Annotated in this window: 17 protein-coding genes; 13 read left to right on the forward strand and 4 right to left on the reverse strand. The window is 45.9% G+C overall.

The annotated features are described in order from the left end of the window. The first annotated feature begins 4 nt into the window (after positions 1-4). From edd to AC27G9_RS01785, 4 genes are all read left to right on the forward strand, one after another. Complete coding sequence (gene edd, locus AC27G9_RS01770; RefSeq protein WP_487070398.1) at positions 5-1,831, forward strand: phosphogluconate dehydratase; 1,827 nt, start codon at positions 5-7, stop codon at positions 1,829-1,831. Next, the gene (locus AC27G9_RS01775) at positions 1,831-2,784 is read left to right on the forward strand and encodes a glucokinase (protein ID WP_487070400.1); all 954 of its coding nucleotides are present in this window, start codon (positions 1,831-1,833) and stop codon (positions 2,782-2,784) included. The genes edd and AC27G9_RS01775 overlap by 1 nt, the downstream gene beginning before the upstream one ends. A gap of 4 nt (positions 2,785-2,788) precedes the next feature. Then, complete coding sequence (locus AC27G9_RS01780) at positions 2,789-3,433, forward strand: bifunctional 4-hydroxy-2-oxoglutarate aldolase/2-dehydro-3-deoxy-phosphogluconate aldolase (protein ID WP_487070402.1); 645 nt, start codon at positions 2,789-2,791, stop codon at positions 3,431-3,433. A gap of 112 nt (positions 3,434-3,545) precedes the next feature. Then, the gene (locus AC27G9_RS01785; protein WP_487070404.1) at positions 3,546-4,046 is read left to right on the forward strand and encodes a DUF1003 domain-containing protein; all 501 of its coding nucleotides are present in this window, start codon (positions 3,546-3,548) and stop codon (positions 4,044-4,046) included. Positions 4,047-4,236: 190 nt separating this feature from the next. Here AC27G9_RS01785 and AC27G9_RS01790 read toward each other — a convergent pair whose 3' ends face one another. The 3 genes from AC27G9_RS01790 to gap form a co-directional block, all read right to left on the reverse strand. Further along, positions 4,237-5,073: a D-hexose-6-phosphate mutarotase gene (locus tag AC27G9_RS01790; RefSeq protein ID WP_487070406.1), complete on the reverse strand. Its 837-nt coding sequence runs from the start codon at positions 5,071-5,073 to the stop codon at positions 4,237-4,239. Between the two features lie 66 nt (positions 5,074-5,139). Further along, positions 5,140-5,439, reverse strand: a complete 300-nt coding sequence (ppiC, locus tag AC27G9_RS01795; protein WP_487072033.1) for a peptidylprolyl isomerase PpiC — start codon at positions 5,437-5,439, stop codon at positions 5,140-5,142. A gap of 95 nt (positions 5,440-5,534) precedes the next feature. Then, positions 5,535-6,530, reverse strand: a complete 996-nt coding sequence (gene gap / locus AC27G9_RS01800) for a type I glyceraldehyde-3-phosphate dehydrogenase (RefSeq protein ID WP_487070408.1) — start codon at positions 6,528-6,530, stop codon at positions 5,535-5,537. Positions 6,531-6,765: 235 nt separating this feature from the next. On the opposite strand from gap, the gene malQ reads away from it, so the two are divergent. From malQ to msrB, 5 genes are all read left to right on the forward strand, one after another. Further along, the gene (gene malQ, locus AC27G9_RS01805) at positions 6,766-8,967 is read left to right on the forward strand and encodes a 4-alpha-glucanotransferase (RefSeq protein WP_487070410.1); all 2,202 of its coding nucleotides are present in this window, start codon (positions 6,766-6,768) and stop codon (positions 8,965-8,967) included. 65 nt (positions 8,968-9,032) lie between these two features. Next, complete coding sequence (gene glgB, locus AC27G9_RS01810) at positions 9,033-11,201, forward strand: 1,4-alpha-glucan branching protein GlgB (RefSeq protein WP_487070412.1); 2,169 nt, start codon at positions 9,033-9,035, stop codon at positions 11,199-11,201. After that, positions 11,129-13,306, forward strand: coding sequence for a glycogen debranching protein GlgX (gene glgX / locus AC27G9_RS01815; RefSeq protein WP_487070414.1), 2,178 nt, complete (start codon positions 11,129-11,131; stop codon positions 13,304-13,306). Before glgB ends, glgX begins: the two co-directional genes overlap by 73 nt. Before the next feature lie 204 nt (positions 13,307-13,510). Next, positions 13,511-15,061: an NADP-dependent phosphogluconate dehydrogenase gene (gndA, locus tag AC27G9_RS01820; RefSeq protein WP_487070416.1), complete on the forward strand. Its 1,551-nt coding sequence runs from the start codon at positions 13,511-13,513 to the stop codon at positions 15,059-15,061. 8 nt (positions 15,062-15,069) lie between these two features. Then, positions 15,070-15,456 (forward strand): peptide-methionine (R)-S-oxide reductase MsrB, encoded by a 387-nt coding sequence (msrB, locus tag AC27G9_RS01825; protein ID WP_487070418.1) that lies wholly within the window; start codon positions 15,070-15,072, stop codon positions 15,454-15,456. 303 nt (positions 15,457-15,759) lie between these two features. Here the strand turns inward: msrB and AC27G9_RS01830 are convergent, their stop codons facing one another. After that, a complete protein-coding gene (locus tag AC27G9_RS01830) occupies positions 15,760-16,647 on the reverse strand; it encodes a DUF2989 domain-containing protein (RefSeq protein WP_487070420.1) in 888 nt (295 codons plus the stop codon). A 150-nt stretch (positions 16,648-16,797) separates the two neighbouring features. On the opposite strand from AC27G9_RS01830, the gene AC27G9_RS01835 reads away from it, so the two are divergent. The 4 genes from AC27G9_RS01835 to AC27G9_RS01850 all read left to right on the forward strand — a co-directional run bounded on the left by AC27G9_RS01835 (position 16,798) and on the right by AC27G9_RS01850 (position 21,860). Beyond that, positions 16,798-18,243: a glyceraldehyde-3-phosphate dehydrogenase gene (locus AC27G9_RS01835; RefSeq protein WP_487070422.1), complete on the forward strand. Its 1,446-nt coding sequence runs from the start codon at positions 16,798-16,800 to the stop codon at positions 18,241-18,243. A 127-nt stretch (positions 18,244-18,370) separates the two neighbouring features. Then, positions 18,371-18,925 (forward strand): TlpA family protein disulfide reductase, encoded by a 555-nt coding sequence (locus AC27G9_RS01840; protein WP_487070424.1) that lies wholly within the window; start codon positions 18,371-18,373, stop codon positions 18,923-18,925. A 103-nt stretch (positions 18,926-19,028) separates the two neighbouring features. Then, positions 19,029-20,165, forward strand: coding sequence for a M14 family metallopeptidase (locus AC27G9_RS01845; protein WP_487070426.1), 1,137 nt, complete (start codon positions 19,029-19,031; stop codon positions 20,163-20,165). Between the two features lie 36 nt (positions 20,166-20,201). Continuing rightward, on the forward strand, positions 20,202-21,860 hold the full coding sequence (locus tag AC27G9_RS01850; RefSeq protein ID WP_487070428.1) for an alanine/glycine:cation symporter family protein: 1,659 nt from the start codon (positions 20,202-20,204) through the stop codon (positions 21,858-21,860). Positions 21,861-21,958: the final 98 nt, after the last annotated feature.

The following is a 21,958-nucleotide window of genomic DNA, read 5'->3' on the forward strand; positions in this document are numbered from 1 at the left end:
GAACATGAACTCTCAGATTCAAGAAGTAACACAACGTATAATTGAGCGTAGTAAAGAGTCTCGTAAAGCTTACCTAGAGAAAATCGATAATGCTCGCCGTCAAGGTCCGCATCGAGGTGTTTTAAGCTGTGGTAACTTGGCGCATGGTTTTGCGGCTTGTGGCGCAGAAGATAAATCCGATCTACGTAGCATGACCAAAGCAAACGTCGCTATCGTTTCTTCGTATAATGATATGCTTTCTGCTCACCAACCCTATGAAACTTACCCCCAGCTGATCAAAGATGCCGTTCGCGAAGTGGGAAGTGTGGCACAGTTTGCCGGTGGTGTACCGGCGATGTGTGACGGCGTTACTCAAGGTAACCCTGGCATGGATTTGAGCTTGATGAGCCGTGACGTGATTGCGCAAAGCGCGGCAGTCGCGCTTTCTCATAACATGTTCGATAGTGCGTTGATGTTAGGGATTTGTGACAAGATCGTACCTGGATTATTGATAGGTTCTTTGACCTTTGGTCACCTGCCAACAGTGTTTGTGCCTGCAGGGCCTATGCCTTCGGGTTTGCCTAACAAAGAAAAAGCGCGTGTTAGACAAGAATTTGCCGAGGGCAAAGTGGGTCGTGATGCATTGCTTGAAGCTGAATCGCAGTCCTATCATTCAGCAGGTACATGTACCTTCTACGGCACAGCTAACTCTAATCAGCTCGTTGTCGAAATGATGGGGCTTCATTTGCCTGGTTCTTCATTTGTGAATCCGGGCACACCGCTACGTGATGCATTGACAAAAGCGGCAGCGGTGCAAGCAACTCGCTTGACCGATTTGGGCGATAACTACATGCCAATTGGCCATATCGTCGATGAAAAAGCCATGGTGAATGGCCTTGTAGGACTGTTAGCGACAGGTGGTTCAACTAACCACACTATGCACTTGATTGCAGTTGCTAGAGCTGCGGGCATTATGATTAATTGGGATGACTTCTCAGATATTTCGAATGCCGTTCCATTGCTGACGCGTATTTATCCGAATGGTCACGCCGACATAAACCACTTTACTGCAGCTGGCGGTATGTCTCTGTTGTTTAAAGAGTTACTAGACGCAGGCTTACTACACAACGATGTCAATACTATCTGTGGTCATGGTCTCGAGCGATATACGCAAGAACCGACGCTAAACGATGGTCAGCTAGAGTGGCGCGCGGGTCCAGAATCGTCGTTTGACAAAGAAGTCTTGGCAACGGTTGCTGAACCGTTCAAGCCCGATGGTGGTTTGACTGTACTCGGTGGCAACCTTGGTCGTGGTGTGATTAAAACGTCTGCATTGCGCTCCCCAACTTGCCACATCAAAGCCCCTGCTGTGGTATTTGAAGATCAGTTTGAGCTTGATGCAGCATTTAAATCCGGCGAATTGGATAAAGACTGTGTTGTCGTTGTTCGTTTCCAAGGGCCTTCAGCCATTGGCATGCCTGAATTACATAGACTGACGCCTCCACTAGGCGTATTGCAAGACCGCGGTCACAAAGTGGCATTGGTAACAGATGGTCGAATGTCAGGTGCGTCTGGCAAGGTGCCAGCAGCTATCCATGTCACCCCAGAAGCCTACAAGGGTGGTTTACTCGCCAAAGTACACAATGGCGATATCATCGAATTAAACACTGAAACAGGTGAGTTAACGCTTTGTGTTGATGAGCAAACACTTGCCAATCGAGGAGCCAAACCTGCAGATATCGCCCGCCACCACGTTGGCATGGGTCGTGAAATGTTTGGCGGTATGAGAAACAGCTTAACAGGTGCTGAAGAAGGTGCTTGTTCTCTGTTTGTAGATACGGAGCAAGCATAATGGCTGCACAATTTGTCGCTGATGTCGGTGGCACGAATATTCGTTTGGCTCGCGTCGATGGCGCTAGCCTAACAGACATTATCAAATACAAGTGTACTGACTTCGACACGCTAGAACTCGCAGTAAAACAGTATTTTGACGATGTAAGTCATATCAACTTTGAGCAAGGCTGTATTGCGATTGCATGCCCTGTTTTAGGTGATCAGGTCACCATGACCAACCACACTTGGGCGTTTTCACAAAAAGCGTTGAAAGAAAGTTTGGGGCTAACTGATTTAGCGGTTATCAATGACTTTACTGCTGTTGCGCATTCACTCCCGGTTTTAACTGCTGAACAAGTTATTCAAATTGGCGGCGGTAGTGCAGAAGATGATGGCAATATCGCGGTGTTTGGCCCAGGCACAGGCTTGGGTGTTGAACACATCACCAAAACTGCTTCTGGCTGGCAAACCCTCAATGGTGAAGGTGGGCACGTTGATTTTGCACCAGTTGACGAGACCGATGTAATCGTTTGGCGTTATTTGCAAAAACAACACGGCAGAGCGTCTGCTGAAGAAGTGATGTCCGGTCGCGGATTGCTCAATGTGTATAAAGCGTTGGCGCTAAATAGTGGCGTCGAAAAGCTACTTGACGATCCAGCTGACGTAACTGACAAAGCGCTGAAAAATGAATGTGCAATTTGTGAGCTGGCGTTAAACCAGTTCTGTCGCATTATGGGCAGCTTTGCGGGCAACCTTGCGCTTAATTTAGCGACCACCGGAGGTGTATTTATTGGTGGCGGTATTGCTATCCGATTCCCTGAATTTTTACAAAATAGTGAATTCCGCGCTCGCTTCGAGGCGAAGGGCGTGCTTGCTAGCTACGTAAAAGATATTCCAACTTACCTGATCACTGAGCCAGACCATGGTCTACTGGGTGCATCTGCGTATTTACAACAACAAATTGCGAGTTGATACAATGACAAAATGGAAATTATCCCCAGCTGATATATTCGCCGCAGGACCAGTCGTTCCTGTGCTGGTGGTACATGACGTTGAAAAAGCGGTACCTATGGCAAAAGCACTGATTGCTGGTGGAATTAGAGTGTTAGAAGTGACACTTCGTACACCCGCTGCATTGGATGTTATTCGTGTTATCGCGCAAGAAGTGCCAGACGCGTTAATTGGTGCTGGCACAGTAACAAATGCCCAGCAACTTGCTGATGTCATCGCTGCTGGCGCAAAATTTGCCATCAGTCCAGGGATGACTGCCGATTTATTACAAGCTGGCAGAGAGAGTGAAATCCCACTTATTCCGGGAATTTCTTCAACTTCTGATCTAATGAAAGGCAAAGATGCAGGTTACACTCACATGAAGTTCTTCCCAGCGGAAGCCTCAGGTGGTGTTAAAGCGATCAAATCGATCAGTGGCCCATTCCCAGATGTAACATTCTGCCCAACTGGCGGCATTGGTCCAGGTAACTTTAAAGATTACTTGGCGCTTAAGAACGTAGCATGTGTTGGCGGCTCATGGGTTGCGCCTGATGATGCAATTGAAAGCAACGATTGGGACAGAATTACTCAATTGGCAAAAGAAGCCTGCGAAGGCGCTGCAAGCGTCTAATTCGTTGTTACTCTTATCAAAGCCTGCTCTAGAAGCAGGCTTTTTTTTGCTTGCTGAACAACCCGATTATGCCAATACTATAGGCGTAAAGCACCAATGATATAGGTCATTTATGAAACGATATTTCGATAAGTTAGCGAAGTTGATTTTTGATGTTCAATTTGGCGATTTGGAAGCGTCCAAGCAAAATGTTCTAAAAAGCATTGCGGATGAAGAGACCATCGTTGCTGATGTAAACAACCAGTTTGATGAGCAATTAACGCTGGGTGAAAAAGTGGCAGACAGGGTGGCCACTTTCGGAGGTTCTTGGACGTTCATTATCTTGTTTGTTTGTATTATGGCAACGTGGATGACCATTAATTCGGTGTGGTTGTTTAGTGGGGAAAGCTTTGATCCGTATCCATTTATACTGCTGAACTTAATCTTGTCGACGTTAGCGGCATTACAAGCGCCAATCATTATGATGTCTCAGAATAGGCAAGCAGCGAAAGATAGATTAGCGATGGACAAGAATTACGAAGTGTCTCTTAAAACCGAAATAGAAATCATGTTAATTCACAAGAAACTCGATGAATTGAATGAAGCTGTCAAGAATGAAAAGGGTAGAGAGTGAAAACACGCCATTGACAACAAGCACGATGGTAGCGGTTAGGTTCCAAACTAAAGCGTTTGTTTAGAACCTATTGGCCGCTATTGTGTCCTGTAAACTCTTATATGAATGCGCTCATCAAACACGCCCTCATAGGGCAATGCCCCAGCGGTTTTAAGCGTGAGATTAGGAACAGAGCAATACGTCCAAGGTGCTAGCTGATAATTTGAGTAAGCGCGACGCTCTTACCCGGTGCCAAGGTTTTCCCCTGAGTTATTGCCGTTTCAACACACACCATGAAGCGGTTGCCGTCATCTGACATATCAGACATGGTCTTTGCCTTGTCTCCTGGATTCCAAACGACCACAGAATCGTGATTTTCAGATTCCACCACAGTAGCGGTTTGTTCATCGATAAGTATAGTAATAGTCTCAGGCTGACTCAGGTGAATTCGGTCAGTTTCGCCATTCAATACATAGGGAGATGGCGTACCTTCGAGTTGCCAATCAGAGAGTTTATCTTTGTATTGCCCATCGAGACCCGTGAGACTAACGTTATCAATATCTTTCACTGCAAAGTAGGTGTGTAAGGCGCAATCAAAGCTGAAAGTCACAGAATCGTTATTGGTAGTAATCAGTTCAACTTTTAAGGTTTTACCCACACTCAGACGCAGTGTTAATGCACACGTGTACTCAAAGCCTTTGTCTCGGGTGAAGCCTGGAACTAATTCGACGATAGTACCGTCACCATTTTCACTGGATGAGTCTAGAGACCATTGCTGAGTTCTGACATATCCATGAGAGGGCAGGGCACCTTTCTCTTGTCCGTGAGCGTCACTAAACCAAGGCCAACAGACAGGAATACCACCCCTAATCGGTTTGCTACCGTCTAATACGGCTTTTGGGCTGAGCCATAGACGCTCTCTGTTGTCATGTTTTGGAGTAAAAGAAACGACATGGCCGCCATACAAGCTGACGCGACAATGAGCTAGAGAATTATCTATGTCGAGGTATTGTAAGCCGTCTATGGTTATTTTCTTTACTGTATTCACCTAGATTGTTCCTTCTATCGGGCACGCTTAATAGGACTCATTATTTGAGCGAAAAAGAGGGCGCCACTATGTTCTGTATAAAATTTTAATCACGTGCCAGCCAAATTTAGTTTTCACGAGGTGAGGCACTAGCGTTTCGGCACTGAAACAGACTTTATCAAACTGAGGTACCATTTGACCCCGGCGAAATTCGCCTAAATCTCCCCCTTTTTTGCCTGACGGGCAGGTGGAATGTTTTTTGGCTAGTGTTTGAAATTTAGCGCCTTTTTTCAACTGTTTGATAATGTCTTCAGCTTGCTCCTTGTGTTTGACAAGGATGTGTAAAGCATGGGCGGTTTGAGGCATAGCGAATCTTGTACGATGAATTTTGATAAGTCTATCACACCAAAACACTCGGGGTGTATGGGGATGGCACAAATAAAAAAAGCGCACCGTGTGCGCTTTTTTCGTTATCGAATCAATTACTGACTGATGTGTTTAACAAGGTCTAATACCTTATTTGAGTAACCCCATTCGTTGTCGTACCAAGATACCACTTTTACGAATGTGTCAGTCAATGCAATACCCGCTGTCGCGTCAAAGATTGACGTATTAGGGTTGCCAATGAAATCGTTAGAAACCACGGCATCTTCTGTGTAGCTCATGATGCCTTTTAATTCGCCTTCTGACGCTTCTTTCATTGCTTCACAAATCGCTTCGTAGCTCGTAGGCGTCGCAAGGTTAACTGTCAGGTCAACAACAGATACGTTCGGCGTAGGTACACGGAAAGCCATACCAGTAAGCTTGCCATTCAATGCAGGGATAACTTTACCTACTGCTTTCGCTGCACCAGTTGATGAAGGAATGATGTTTTGGCCAGCACCACGACCACCACGCCAATCTTTCATTGACGGGCCATCTACTGTTTTCTGTGTAGCTGTTGTAGCGTGAACTGTTGTCATAAGGCCATCAACAATACCAAACTTGTCGTTCAATACTTTTGCAAGCGGAGCAAGACAGTTTGTTGTACAAGATGCGTTTGAAACGATAGTTTCACCTTGATAAGCGTCTTGGTTTACACCCATTACAAACATAGGCGTGTCATCTTTCGATGGCGCAGACATAACAACTTTCTTAGCACCTGCTTCGATGTGCTTAGCCGCTGTTTCTTTAGTAAGGAATAGGCCAGTTGATTCAACGACAACGTCAACATCGACAGCGTTCCAAGCTAAGTTAGCAGGATCGCGCTCTGACGTGATGCGGATGTGTTTGCCATCAACAATCAATGCGTTGTTATCAACTTTAACGTCACCGCTGAATGTGCCGTGAGTCGAGTCGTATTTCAGAAGATAGGCGATGTAATCCGTGTCTAGAAGATCATTTATTGCTACTACTTCGATGTCATCGCGTTGAGCAGCTGCACGCATTACTAGGCGACCGATACGACCAAAGCCGTTGATACCGATGCGAATTGTCATACTAAACCTCGTTTTTTTAAATAAGGTGAAAAAAAATTACGTAAAGTATGGATCAAAATGGCATAATTAGCAAAATTAATTGGCTGTTTTGTTGCAAAATTACGAAAATAAGCTAATGCAAACGTATTCAGTTTCGTTGCAGAACGACTTAATCAATAATGTTAAAAAAATGTACATTTTCAGCACAGCTATCTGGTTTACCAGACGCTTAGTTTTGATACAGGAATAATTAAGAATGACCAATCACGTTCTGCAAAAACTTGTCGAAATGCGGGGCATTGAAACGAATTACGTTGATGCTTGGGGTAACCCAGCATCTATCTCTGAGGACACAAAAGCGAAATTACTCAATGTGTTGGGGTACGACACGAGTAGTGCTGACGCAATGGAGGCGCAAATAGGCGAGGGAGCCAAAAACGTCTGGCTTTCGCCATTGAATCCAGTTCAGGTTAATCGCCTTAATGATAATTTACACATTACTGTGCGTTTGCCGATTGAACTTGCTAACGATACCTATACGGTAGCGGTAACGACAGAAAGTGGTGAAGCATTCTCCCATGATATCGTGCCTGTTGACGAAGAACTTATTAACGTCGCTCAGATTCAAGACGTCGAATTCCATGAGTACGTCGTTGCCTTGCCTTTTTCTTTGCCTATGGGATACCACAGTTTAGCGCTGTCGGCTAAAGACGATGAAGATACGATTGGAACTATGCGGCTTATTCTGGCGCCCGAAGCGTGTTACAAGCCAAACGATATAGTTCAGGGCAACAAGTTGTGGGGTTTGAGTGTTCAGCTTTACTGCATCCGAACGCAACAAAACTGGGGTATTGGTGACTTTAGTGACCTGACCTACTTGGTGAAGCAAGCGGCGTCCGTTGGTGCTGGCTTTATTGGGCTAAACCCAATACACGCTTTATATCCCGCCAATCCATATTCTTGCAGTCCTTATGGGCCTTCTTCTCGTCGTTGGTTGAACTACTTGTACATCGACGTGTCGTCGATTGATTGTTTTGACGCTGAATCAGTGCAGGCCCTAGTCAGCAGTGATGAATTCCAGACGACACTCAATCACGCGAGAGCGGTAGAGTATGTTGACTACAGTGCCGTTGCGAAATTGAAACTCGACGCCTTGTCTTTGGTGTTCGAGCAGTTCAATGCCAAGTACCTTTCCAAAAACACAAAAGTCAATCGCGAGTTTAAAGCCTTTGTTGAAGAAGGCGGCGACAGCTTAGAAATGTTGGCGGTTTATGACGCACTACAAGAGTCGCTAGCCCAAGAGGGCAAGGCATCTTGGGGCTGGCCGGTATTCCCTGAAAAACTCAATGAATACCAAAAACCTGATGTTGCTAAGTTTAAAAAGGCAAACGCCGAGCGGGTCAAATTCTTCCAGTTCTTGCAATGGCAAGCCGCCGTACAGCTAGAGCAGGCAAGTCAAGCGGCGATGGATGCCGGTATGACCATTGGTCTCTATCGCGATTTAGCAGTCGGTGTAAGTGAAGGTAGTGCCGAGATTTGGGGCAACCGCGATTTATACAAAACTGATGCGAGTGTGGGAGCGCCACCAGATATTTTGGGACCACTCGGTCAAAACTGGGGATTGCCGCCGATGGATCCTCAAAAACTTTATGAACAGCAATACCAACCGATTATCGATTTGTTCGCTTCAAACATGACCTCTTCTGGTGCGCTAAGAATAGACCATGTGATGGCTCTACTGCGTTTGTGGTGGGTCGTGAAAGGCGATGACGCAAAGGAAGGCGGATATGTTTATTATCCTGTAGATGATCTGCTTGGCATTTTGGCCCTAGAAAGTCATCGTCACCAAAGCTTAGTCATCGGTGAGGACTTAGGTACTGTTCCTGATGAAATTCGCAGTAAGCTCGCGGACAATGGTGTGTACTCATATCGCGTGTTCTTTTTTGAGCAGGCAGAAGACGGTGGATTCTTTTCTCCGGCACATTATCCTGTGCAGTCGATGTCAACGCTGACAACCCATGATATGCCAACATTAATTGGCTATTGGCACTGTTTAGATTTAGAGTTAGGTAAAGAATTGGGTTTGTACCCCACGGAAGACATACTCAATACCTTGTACACTGACCGACACGCGAATAAGCAAGCTATACTGGACACGCTTCACGGACACTTGTCTGTTGACGATAGCGTGGGGCGCGATGTCAATCATACAGGTATGACACGAGCGCTAAACTATGGCATGCAAGTGCACATGGCGCAGGGGTCAAGCGCATTACTCAGTCTTCAGCTTGAAGACTGGTTAGAAATGGACAAACCCGTTAATATTCCTGGTACGTTCGATGAATATCCAAACTGGCGTCGAAAACTAAGCCGTAACCTAGAAGATGTGTTTGCAGAGCATGATATTCAACAGCTCGCACATGCATTGACCGCGGCTAGACATCGAGCTAGTCAGTAATCCCCACGTCACACTGGTAGTAAGGAAGCCCGTGGCGTGGTGCGGGCTTCACAATGGAGTAAAACATGCAAATTGAGCAACAACTGGCAGCGGCGAAATGTACTCATCCATTTTCGTATTTAGGTCCAACACTCTTGCCAGAGGGGGTATCAATCAATGCATGGCTCCCCGGAGCAACGGCAGTAACAGTAACAAACCTGTCAGGTGACACGATTTTTGGCACTTTGCCACAGCAAGATGACACCGCGTATTTTAGTGGCGTTGTCGAACAATTAGCTGAGGGTCAGCTCTACGCATTCGAGGTAACAACAGCGACTGGGAATTACCGCACTGTTGACCCTTATCAGTTTAAAGAGCCAGCCTATCACGCTGTTCATTTTATTGACCACGCGCCTCAGAATCTCTATCGTCAAGCTGGCGCCCAATTGATTACGCTCAACGAAGGTGTATCGGCTACCCGTTTTACGGTATACGCACCAAATGCTTCAGCGGTATCGCTGATCGGCGATTTCAATATGTGGAACGAAACCTCACATCCGATGCAAAAAACGGATTTGGGATTTTGGGTTCTGATTGTCCCTGGCGTGTCAGAAGGCGTGCGTTACAAATATGCGATTAAAGACGCTCATGGACATGCGTTGCCGCACAAAGCCGACCCTCTTGGCTATCACGCTGATCAATATCCATCTCATGCTTCGCTGGTCTATGACCACGATAACTACGAATGGCAAGACCAAGCTTGGATGGAATATCGAAAGCATGACAAATACTCAGCACCAATGAGTATTTACGAGGTTCATCTCGGCTCTTGGAAGCGACCAGGTGAAGAGGACAAGCGATATTTAAGTTATGCAGACCTTGTCGATGATTTGATTCCTTACGTAAAAGAGATGGGGTATACCCACATTGAGCTCTTACCGATTTCAGAGTTCCCTTTTGATGGCTCGTGGGGATATCAGCCTGTGGGTATGTTTTCACCCACTAGCCGCTTTGGCGATCCCGATGCATTTAAAGCCTTTGTGGATGCATGTCACCGAGAAATGATAGGTGTTATTATTGATTGGGTACCCGCTCACTTTCCAGAAGATGGTCACGGGTTGGCCAGATTTGACGGTAGCCATGTCTACGAATACGAAGATCCACGCAAAGGGTGGCACAACGACTGGAACTCCTGCATTTACGATTTTGGTAAAGACACAGTCCGCCAATTCTTGGTAGCTAATGCCTTATTTTGGTTAGATAAATACCATGTCGATGGTCTGAGAGTCGATGCAGTCGCGTCTATGCTCTATCTCGATTATTCCCGTAACGATGGGGAATGGATCCCGAATGTCGATGGTGGCAATGAGAACTATGAAGCAATAAGTCTATTGAAATGGATGAACGAAGAAGTCTATCGTCATTTCCCTGATGCAATGACAATAGCGGAAGAGTCTACATCATTCCCGCAAGTCTCTCGCCCTGTATTTGAAGGTGGTTTGGGCTTTGGTTTTAAGTGGAATATGGGATGGATGCATGATTCTTTGCATTACATCAGCAAAGACCCTGCTTACCGCAACTACCATCACGGTGATATTACATTCAGTATGGTTTACGCCTTCACAGAGAATTTTGTATTGCCCATTTCTCACGACGAAGTCGTTCATGGCAAAGGCAGCCTAATTGGTAAAATGCCAGGAGATGAATGGCAGCAAGCTGCTAATCACCGCTGCTACGCCGGATTTATGTATGGCCACCCAGGCAAGAAACTCAACTTTATGGGTAATGAACTAGGTCAAGCGAAAGAGTGGAACCACGATAGTAGTTTGGACTGGGATGTACTGGCTTACGACAAACACAGAGGGATTCAAGCGGTATACCGTGATTTGAATCGTTTGTATAAGTCCTTTCCAGCATTGCATGAGTTGGATAGCCAAGAAGCAGGTTTTGAGTGGATCGACCACGAAAATGCTGAACAGAGTGTACTTTCATTTGTCAGAAAGTCAGCCGATAATACTCAGAAGGTATATGTAGTGAGCAACTTCACGCCTGTACCACGTGAGGATTTTAGGTTAGGCGTGCTAGACGAGGGAGAGTATGAAGTCATTTTTAATTCAGATGCAGGTGTTTATTGGGGCAGTGACCACGCTGTACCGACTTCAATGCATGCTGAGCCGCATTCATGGAATCACAAACCCCATTCCATCTCGGTATCTCTACCGCCTCTCGCGACGCTCTTTATCGTACTCAAATAGGAGAATTAGTGGATAACCAATCGACTTTGGTGAATCCTCTTTCCGTTAGTCATGGTAAGCCGCACCCAATGGGTGCGACGCTGACGGAATCAGGGTGCAATTTTGCCGTCTATTGCCCGGATGCAAAGGCTGTTGTTTTATGCTTGTTTCATGCAGACACGGAAGAACCCATGCATGAAGTACTAATGATGGGTAAATCGGGAAGTATTTGGCACACTCACATCGAAGGGATTGAGATTGGACAGTTCTATGGTTATCGAGTCGAGCGTGGTGACGCAGAGCTACATTCTGCTCCGGCTGATAAACTATTGATTGACCCCTATGCTAAAAAACTTAGCCGGGCACTGCATTGGAATCGCCGTCAGTATCAAAATGACAGCCAGTTTATGATGCCGAAATGCGTTGTATTGGCACAGCAAAATGATAATCAACGCCCAGCCAAACCCAAGATTGCGAATCAGGACAGGATTGTTTACGAGCTTCACGTTAAAGGCGCAACGCAACTGCATCCTGAAGTGCCAGATGAGCACAAGGGAACCTATCTTGGCATGACGCACCCCGCGGTCATTGAACATATCAAAGCGTTGGGGGTGACGAGTGTGCAGTTTATGCCCTTAGCGGCGTATATGCCAGAGCCATACATTACCGAAAAAGGCCTGACAAACTATTGGGGCTACAACCCGATCAACTTTTTTTCGGTCGAGCCGAGATATGCAGTAGATGATGCGTTAACTGAGTGCAAAGCGATGGTAGATGCGCTGCACAGCGCAGGGTTAGAAGTCATCATTGATGTTGTATTCAACCATACGGCCGAGGGTGGCAAAGATGGCCCATTGCTATCTTTTAGAGGTTTTGGGCCTTATCAATCCTATTTACTAGAGCAGTTGCCAAGTGGCGAATTGGTTTACAGTAACCACTCTGGTTGTGGTAACACAGTCAATGTTTCCCATCCGCGTATGACCACGTTAATAATCGATGCCTTACGCCACTGGGTTGAGGTTGTCGGTGTTGATGGGTTTCGCTTTGACCTCGCCCCCTGTTTGGGTCGTGAGCCACAAGCCTTTAATCGCAATGCCGGTATGTTTAGAGCGATTGCACAAGACCCGGTACTAAGCCAGGCTGTGTTGATTGCGGAACCCTGGGACATAGGGCCTGGGGGGTATCAACTAGGTCAATTTACACCAGCATGGTTAGAGGTAAATGACAAATATAGGGACACGGTAAGGGCGTTCTGGCGTGGTGATGAAGGTGTTACCGCGGACTTTGCTACGCGCCTAATGGGGTCACGAGATGTCTTTCACAAAGGTCGTAGGCATATTAATACGTCGGTAAATAATATTACCTATCACGATGGCTTTACGCTTCAAGATCTGGTGAGTTATGCAGAGCGTCACAATCATGCGAATGGCGAGGATAACCGCGATGGGCATGGTCACAATTTATCTGCAAACTATGGCGAAGAAGGGGAGACCGATAACCCTGACATCTTGGCCTTGCGAGAACGTCAAAAAAGAAACCTGTTCACGACGTTAATTCTTTCCCAAGGTACACCGCACGTGCTGGCTGGCGACGAACTGAGTAAAACTCAAAAGGGCAACAATAATGCCTATTGTCAGGACAACGAACTCAATTGGTTGGATTGGCATCTAGATAAACGCAAAGATGATTTTCTGTCGTTTTGTCGACATGTGATTAGCTTGCGAAAAAACAGCAGTTTGCTCAGTCATTTGTTGATGGAAGACGACAATTATCAATTGGACACTAATGTATTATCGGTGCACTGGTATCGTCCAGACGGTAACAATAAAGAACAACAAGACTGGCAAGCGCCTGACAATCAGGCGTTTGCAGTAGAAATTCGCGGCATCCCGACGGACGAAAACCCGCCCGAACATTGGTTGTTGTGTTTTAATGCCAGTAATGAGGACGTGAAATTCAACATCCCATTATTGTCGCCTGCAGGCGGTTGGACGCTACATCTAGATACCCGTTACCAGTCGCTCAGTGAGCAACCTCAAATCTGTATGCAGCATGTTTTTCTGCAAGCGAGTAGAAGCATTGCTATTTTTAGTTATAGCGAAACTCACCCAATGAGTCGTTTTTAACGAATTTGTCTGGATGTGAGTAAAAACAAGGTTTACTAGGTGGTACTTTTTGACCAGTAGTGAAGGTTGGCGTAATGGACTTACCAACGGTAAACCTTGTTGAACAGGGAATTGTGACTAAAACAATAAAATAAGCAGACATTGCTGTTCATCTAGGCCCACGGTGGTAAGATGCACAGCCATCTGAGATTTGAGGGGACTCCCATGCAAAAAGAAGGTGGTATGGCGGACAATTCTGCCGCGTGTGATATTGGTTTTATCGGTCTGGGCGTGATGGGTAAAAACCTCACATTGAATCTGGCAGACCATGGTTACAACATCGCTTGTTTTGATTTAGACCAAGCAAAAGTTGACGCTATCATCGAGGCCGACACCGAAGAGCGCGGTGAAATGCCTCCCAGAATCCACGCTTGCCGTTCTTATACTGAGTTACTGAGCAAACTCAAAGCCCCACATCTCATTATTCTCTCCGTACCAGCGGGTGAACCGGTAGATCACGTGTGTCATCACTTGATCGACGCTGGTATCGAAGCTGACGACATCGTCATCGACACAGGCAATTCACTCTGGACTGACACGGTAGAGCGAGAAGCTAAATACAAAAGTAAATTTATCTTCTTTTCTACAGCGGTGTCCGGCGGTGAAGTAGGTGCGCGATTTGGACCTTCATTGATGCCATCGGGCGACCCGTATGCTTGGACGCGTGTGGAGCCTGTACTCAAAGCCATCTCCGCGAAAGTCGACCCACAAACGGGTAAGCCCATAGAGTCAAACACACCGGGTCAACCAGTGAAAGAGGGTGACCCTTGCGCAACATACATCGGCCCTGTTGGGGCAGGTCACTATGTGAAAATGGTGCATAACGGTATCGAATACGCCGATATGCAGCTGATCTGTGAAGCCTACCACGTTATGCGCCAGGGCCTAGCCATGACGCCTCATGACATCGCACAAGTGTTCCGCCGTTGGAATCAAGGTGAACTTAACAGCTATCTAATTGAAATTAGTGCCGAGGTTTTAGAACAGCAAGATGAAGAAACTGACCGTCCTCTTGTTGATGTGATCATGGACAAAGCTGGCCAAAAAGGAACGGGCTTGTGGACCGCGGTAAGTGCGTTACAAGTAGGGAGTCCTGCTCAGACGATCACGCAAGCTGTTTTTGCGAGAAGCTTATCTAGCTTGAAGTCCGAACGTGTTATCGCGAGTGACATGTTGCCAGGTCCGACTGCACCAGAAGTACCTGAAAGTGAAAAAGCGGCTGTTATTGACCAATTAGAACACGCACTTTATTGCTCTAAAATTTGCGCTTATGCGCAAGGTTTCCAATTAATGGCAATGGCTGCAAAAGAACACAATTGGCAGTTGGACTTCGCCGAGATTGCTAAAATTTGGCGTGCAGGCTGTATTATTCGTGCTGTGTTTTTACAATCAATCACGCAGGCATACGAAGCAAATGAGGAATTAAAAAACCTGTTGCTTGATCCTTTCTTTGCGCAAAAGATTAATAAATATCAGGCAGACTGGCGTGCATCTATTGCCCATGCCACTGTAGCGGGTATTCCTTGCCCTGCAATGATGTCTGCATTGAGTTATTATGACTCTTACCGTACGGCAGTGTTGCCTGCTAATTTGCTTCAAGGTCAGCGCGATTTCTTTGGCGCGCACACCTTCCAACGTGTTGATAAGCCTGAAGGTAAAAAGTATCACGTTGAATGGAGCCAAGCAGGCCGTCCGCAGATTAATGTAAAAAAATAGAGGCGATTATGACCAAGCAATCTGAACAACATTGGAAAAGCTTATTAACTGATGAAGAGTTCAGAGTGTGTCGCCAAGCGGGAACTGAAAGGCCATTTACTGGGGCGCTACTCGATGAAAAGCGCCCGGGAATGTTTGTATGCAAGTGTTGCGGCGTCGATTTGTTCCCCGCTGAAACCAAATTCGATTCAGGTTGTGGCTGGCCTTCTTTCTATGCGCAAACCGAGAGTGATAACGTAGGCTATCGAGAAGACAACACGCTGGGTATGCGGCGGGTTGAGATTTTTTGTAAGCAATGTGAAAGTCATCTTGGTCACGTTTTTCCCGATGGCCCCGCGCCTACGGGGCAACGTTATTGTGTAAACTCAGTGTCATTGAACTTCCAACCCAAATAATACCTTCATCTCACATAATTGCTCGGCTATCTCGGTTTGAAAAGTGAGCCTAGATTAGCCGTAATAGCTCTACCGCTTTTTGTTCGTACTACGTATACTTGCTTCGCTTTGGTAAATAAAGCGACACGTGGAACCGCCGTCCTTGCACCCCACATTTTATCAAGCAGCCTATCATTTTCTAGTGAACAAAAAATGTACAGTTATGCTTTTTGTTCGGTACTACAACAAGCGATTTAGGCAAAAAAAGTGGGCATTTACACTTTTGTCTCAGTATTTTTTTGAAACTTACTTACAGACGTCGTATCAGTTTCTCGAGATTCCCAGAGCTTTGGCATCAAATTCTCTGGCTTTTATTGCGCTGATTATCTCATCGGCTATGTCTTCTAACAGCGCCTCGTCTAGATTATTTTGAATCCTCATCTGTTCTTTACGCTGAATATTGATTTTATTTTCGGCAAAATACGAAGTGACAAGTGCCCAAACGTAGGCCATTTGAATCTTTTCCAGACCTAAGTGGATGGTTACGAGTGTCGGGAAGATTTCTGTATCGACTTCTTGGTCAGAAGTGTAGAGCGCTAGGGCTTTATACAAGGCTTTGCGCGCCTCAAAAAGGTCTTCTTTCATTCTTATGGTAGACAAGGCGACTTGTAGCTCAGCCGTTTCTAAATTGCCCGTTTTTTCATGGTATAAAAACCGCTTTAAAGAATCTTCATGCCCGTGCCTAGACCATTGATAATAAGCGATAAGAGGGTCGTTGGAGTGACGGGTTTCCCTGGCCAGCCGGCCAAGCTCGCGCTGCGCGGTTAACACGCCCTTCATTCTGCCCGTTTCCTTCTCTCGGTATTTAATGTGCTGAATACCTGACGCTTTGACGATGCACTTTTCGTAGTCTTCAAACAATAAGATGAGTTGGTATTTTTGTTGTTCGGATTGATCTTTTCGGTTGGCAAACCTGTGTTTGATAATCTCTGCTTTTTCCGCTCTGCACCATGCGTCGGGATTTAGGTCATTACACATGTGTGGGTTCTGTGTACAGATTTCCGCGACTGTCGGAGGAAACAGTGAATCACATCCCTGAAGCAGAGACAGGGGAATAACACCGAGTATTGCAAGTCGCCTAGATGTTGGAAACTTACTAAATAATGTGTGCTTTTTATCAAATGACAGTAACGATTTGAAACTAAACAACAATTTGGTAATCCTTTAATGTTTCTTTACAATTTGCTCCGTCGATATCTGGAGCGACTCTTCACCTCGGCTTCAATGCCCAAGTGTACCCTACAATTCTAAACGCTCCAGATTGATTTTCCACCATCTAGTCAGCTCTATGAAGGCAGAAACATGAATCAACAGTACGAACAGGAATTGCAAAGTAGTTGGCAAGAGCGCCAAGAATACGCAGAGATGATGCTACCTTTGATTGGTAAGCTCTATCGTAACCACTCGGTAGAAATCTCAGTGTATGGACGCCCATTGTTGAATGCAAGTGCGATTGATGTGATCAAAGCGCATCGAAAAGTTCGTTTGCACGAAGGCATCAAACTTCGACTGCGCGAAAGCTACCCCATTCTTGAAGCGCTCAGCACAATGACATTGGCTCCAGCGCAAATTGATATCGGTAAATTAGCTTTTGATTTTCACTACGGCTCAGCAGTCGATCAAACGGACCTTGATGCGTTTTTGCAGAACCAATTAGGTGAAGTAGTTGGCAAAGATGATGTACAAACACCACAAGACGTTGTCTTGTACGGTTTTGGTCGTATCGGTCGTTTGCTTGCTCGTTTACTTATTGAACGCCAGGGTAAGAATAATAAACTGCGTCTTCGCGCTATTGTCGTTCGCGGTGGGAAAGACGGCGACTTAGAGAAACGTGCAAGTTTGCTTCGTCGTGACTCAGTACACGGGCCATTCAACGGTAGCATTACGGTTGATCACGAGCGCAAAGCGATTAAAGCAAACGGCTCGTACATTCAGGTCATCTACGCAAGCAATCCTTCAGAAGTCGACTACACGCAATACGGTATTGATAACGCAATTGTCGTTGATAATACGGGCATGTGGCGAGATGAAGAAGGCCTTGGTCAACACCTTCAGTCAAAAGGTGCGGCGAAGGCATTGTTAACAGCGCCTGGTAAAGGCAATATCAAAAACATCGTACATGGCGTAAACGACCAGGATGTAACAGCAGAAGACAATATTGTGTCAGCGGCAAGCTGCACAACGAATGCGATTACCCCAGTGTTGAAAGCGCTTGATGAGCGTTTTGGTATCGACAATGGTCATGTTGAGACAGTCCACTCATATACCAATGACCAAAACCTAATTGATAATTTCCACAAAGCTGAGCGTCGTGGTAGAAGTGCTCCATTGAACATGGTCATCACTGAAACTGGCGCGGCAAAAGCGGTGGCGAAAGCCTATCCAAAACTCGCTGGTAAATTAACGGGTAACGCGATTCGCGTTCCAACGCCTAACGTGTCTTTGGCGATTTTAAATCTGACGCTAAAAGAAGATACGGACAAAATTGCAGTCAACGAATTTTTACGTGACACCGCGTTGTTCTCACCACTGCAGCACCAAATTGATTACACGGCAAGCACGGAAGTAGTGAGCAGCGATTTAGTTGGCTCAAGAGCCGCGTCTGTAGTCGATTCTCAAGCAACCATAGTAGCGGGTAACAGAGTGACCTTATACGTGTGGTACGACAATGAGTTCGGTTACAGCTGCCAAGTCATGCGTATCGTGCGCGATATGGCAGGTATCAAGTTCCCAACGTTACCACTCTAACCATCATTAGATGTGGCCAAGGCGAACGAAAGTTCGCCTTTTTTGTGCAATTTTTTCGTGCTACTCCGGTCTGTTGCGTACAATAGCCTTGTCGGCGTGTTTTCTCATTAAGCAGTAAGAGGTAGTTGTGTCTAGTCCGTCTCAATCCAACCGTAAGTCAAAACTGATCCAATGGATAAGGGATATCACTATTGTTGCGGTGGTGTTGTATGGCGTGAGTGAATGGCAGGTTCGCGATATGTTGCCAAATGGCGAATCCGTGTCTATTCATCACTTGTCAATGCCGACGCTGGATGGCGAAATGTCCGGTGTGACAACGTCGCCAGATAAATACACCTTAATCTATTTTTTTGCGCCGTGGTGTAATGTCTGCCGTTACAGTATTGGTAACTTAGATTTTGTCGATCAGAGTAAAGTCAATGTGGCTCGCATTGCGCTCGACTACCCCTCAGCAGAGTCAGTAGAACGCTTTGTCGTCGAGACCAATACACAGGGAGAAGTGTTCTTGGGCAACGAGATGATCAAACAAAATTTTAATGTGCCTGGGTATCCTTCGTATTATCTGCTAGATAGCAATATGCAAATTATCGACCGCGCGTTTGGTTATACCACGACGGCTAAGGTCAAACTGCAAACGTGGTTAAAAGGCGAGGAAAATCAACAAAGCCAAGACGAGACCTAAAAGTTTACTATTGTTTCCAGATTTTGGGCTGATCAGCGTGGTATTGTGGTCTGGGTGTATGCTAAATTACGCCTTCAAAATAATAAACAATAAATGAGCTCTTATGCAGATATCGAGTCAGTTCGACAGTGGAAACATTTCTGTTATCCGTGCTGAACATCCTAACGACATCGTCCTTGAAATTAATAAGGACAATCAATCCGACTTTTATCAGTGGTTTCATTTTAGGCTCTACACCACACCACTTCAGCCCCATAATCTCAAAATCCAAAACCTCGCTAAATCAGCCTACCCAGAGGGGTGGAAAGGTTATGACGTGGTGGCATCCTACGACCGCAACGAATGGTTTAGAGTGGAAGCGGAATTTGATGGCGAAAATCTCAGTTTTGATTTTACGCCTGAGTACGAGACTGTCTATTTTGCCTATTTTACGCCCTACAGTTACGAGAGGCACCTTGACTTAGTCAGCGATGCACAGTGCTCTCCACTTTGCCAGCATTTGATTCTCGGTCAAACCATTGATGGCCGCGACATGTCACTTCTCGTAATTGGTGACGACAGCGCAAAAAATCAGCCTAAAAAACACATTTGGATTACTGCAAGACAACATCCGGGCGAGACAATGGCCGAATGGTGTGCAGAAGGTATCATCTATCGCTTGCTTGACGAACAAGACGGCTTATCCCGCAAGTTGCTCGAAGATGCGGTGTTCTATATCGTGCCGAATATGAACCCCGACGGCGGGGTGAGAGGGCACCTGCGAACCAATGCTGTAGGTGTTAATCTCAATCGCGAGTGGAAAACACCGTCTTTAACGTCAAGTCCTGAAGTCTTCTACGTTTTAGAAAAAATGAAAGAAGTCGGTGTAGATGCATACTTGGATTTACATGGAGATGAGGCGTTGCCGTATAATTTCGTAGCAGGTTGCGAAGGTATTCCTAGCTATGACGACGAGCTTGCTGCGATCGAAAATCTATTTAAACAAACATTACTGCAAACCACGCCTGAATTTCAGGATGTGTATGGGTATCCAAAGGATGCGCCTGGTCAGGCTGATTTAACCATAGCGTCAAACGCCGTTGGTGAGAGGTTTAAGTGTTTGGCATATACCGTAGAGATGCCATTCAAAGACAATAATGATGTGCCTGATCCGGTTTATGGCTGGTCGGGTCAACGTAGCCAGCAGTTGGGTGAAGATTTGCTAGTTGCACTTCGAGCCGTTATCGCTCACATCAAATAACAACAAACAACAATAACGACAACAAGGGGATTCAACTTGGAAGGATTGTATAATTTTCTAGTGTCCGTAGACGGATTACTAGGTAGTGCAGCGTGGTTTCCGTTTGTACTACTCGGGGTAGGCTTATTCTTTACGATTTACCTCAAGTTTCCACAAATTCGATTCTTTAAGCACGCGTGGAAAGTTGTTACGGGCAAGTTTGACCACAGTAACGACCCGGGTGATACCACTCACTTTAGAGCGCTAACAACAGCGTTATCCGGTACCGTAGGCACGGGTAACATCAGTGGTGTGGCATTTGCTATTTTCTTAGGTGGTCCAGCTGCACTGTTTTGGATGTGGGCGACCGCCTTTTTGGGTATGACAACCAAATTTGTAGAAGTGACTTTGTCTCACAAGTATCGCGTGAAGACAGAAGACGGCACTATGGCTGGCGGTCCCATGTATTTTATGGATCGCCGTTTGAATATGAAATGGTTGGCTGTGGCATTCGCTATAGCTACGGTCATCTGCTCTTTTGGTACGGGGAACTTACCTCAAAGCAACGGTATTGCCACGAGTATCGAAGCCACTTTTGGTTTCGAACCTTGGATTGTTGGTAGTGTTTTAGGCATTTTATTAGCCTTGGTTATCCTTGGTGGTATCCAGCGTATTGCTGCGGTTACATCGAAAATTGTACCTTTGATGGCTATTGTGTATTTGATTGGCGCGCTGGCTGTCATTTTCGCTAACATCGAAAACATTGGCCCATCTTTCATGAGTGTGATTCAAGACGCATTTACTGGCTCAGCTGCGGCAGGTGGTTTCTTGGGAGCGACGCTTGCCTATGCCTTTAACCGAGGTGTTAACCGCGGCTTGTTTTCAAATGAAGCTGGTCAGGGCTCAGCACCCATAGCGCATGCTGCCGCAAAGACAAAGGAACCTGCTTCTGAGGGGATGGTGTCCTTGCTTGAGCCTTTCATTGATACCATTATCATTTGTACTATCACTGGTCTTGTTATTTTGTCTTCTGGTGTATGGAAAGAGAAGCATCAAAACGTCTTCGACCGTTCTGATATGATGTTTATCAGTGGCCAATACGATGATACCAAAGAGCAAGATGTACAAGACTTGTATGAGTATATTAACGGCGTTGAAGGCAACAGTATCGAGCGTTATTCGGGCAGCATCAGCGTTGTTAACGGTACGGCAGTTAGCTCTGGCTTTACATTGCTAAATTCTCGCTCAATCGCTGAAGGTGTGGTGTACAAAGTTGGTAGTGACGATTTGTATACGGGTACGCTCGAAGTAGCTGATGGCAGGCTAGTAAAAGAAAATATTGTTGTAAGTGGTAAATCATTGGTTCACTCAGCAACCCTAACAACGATAGCCTTTACTAAAGGGTATTTCGGTGACTATGGCCAGTACATAGTATCAATCGGTTTACTGTTGTTTGCATTTTCAACAGCTATCGCTTGGTCATACTATGGTGACCGTGCTATGACTTATCTGTTAGGCCCACGTTCGGTAATGCCTTATCGCGTCATTTATGTCGCGGGGTTTGTGTGGGCGTCGTTTTCAGATACGACACTGGTATGGGCTCTATCCGCGGTCGCCATTGTTGTAATGACGTTACCTAACCTGTTTGGTATTATCCTCCTCAGTAAAGAAATGAAAGAAACGGTAGAAGAATACTGGCAACGTGCCGAGAAATAAGCCGTTCTGATTTTTCCGTCAAACTATCTGCCTGCTCCTCAGGCAGATAGTTTGTTTTCAAGCAATCAAGCTTGATCCATTCAATTCGTTAGCCCGTT

It is taken from the genome of Alteromonas sp. 5NS40-0096, assembly GCF_057544385.1.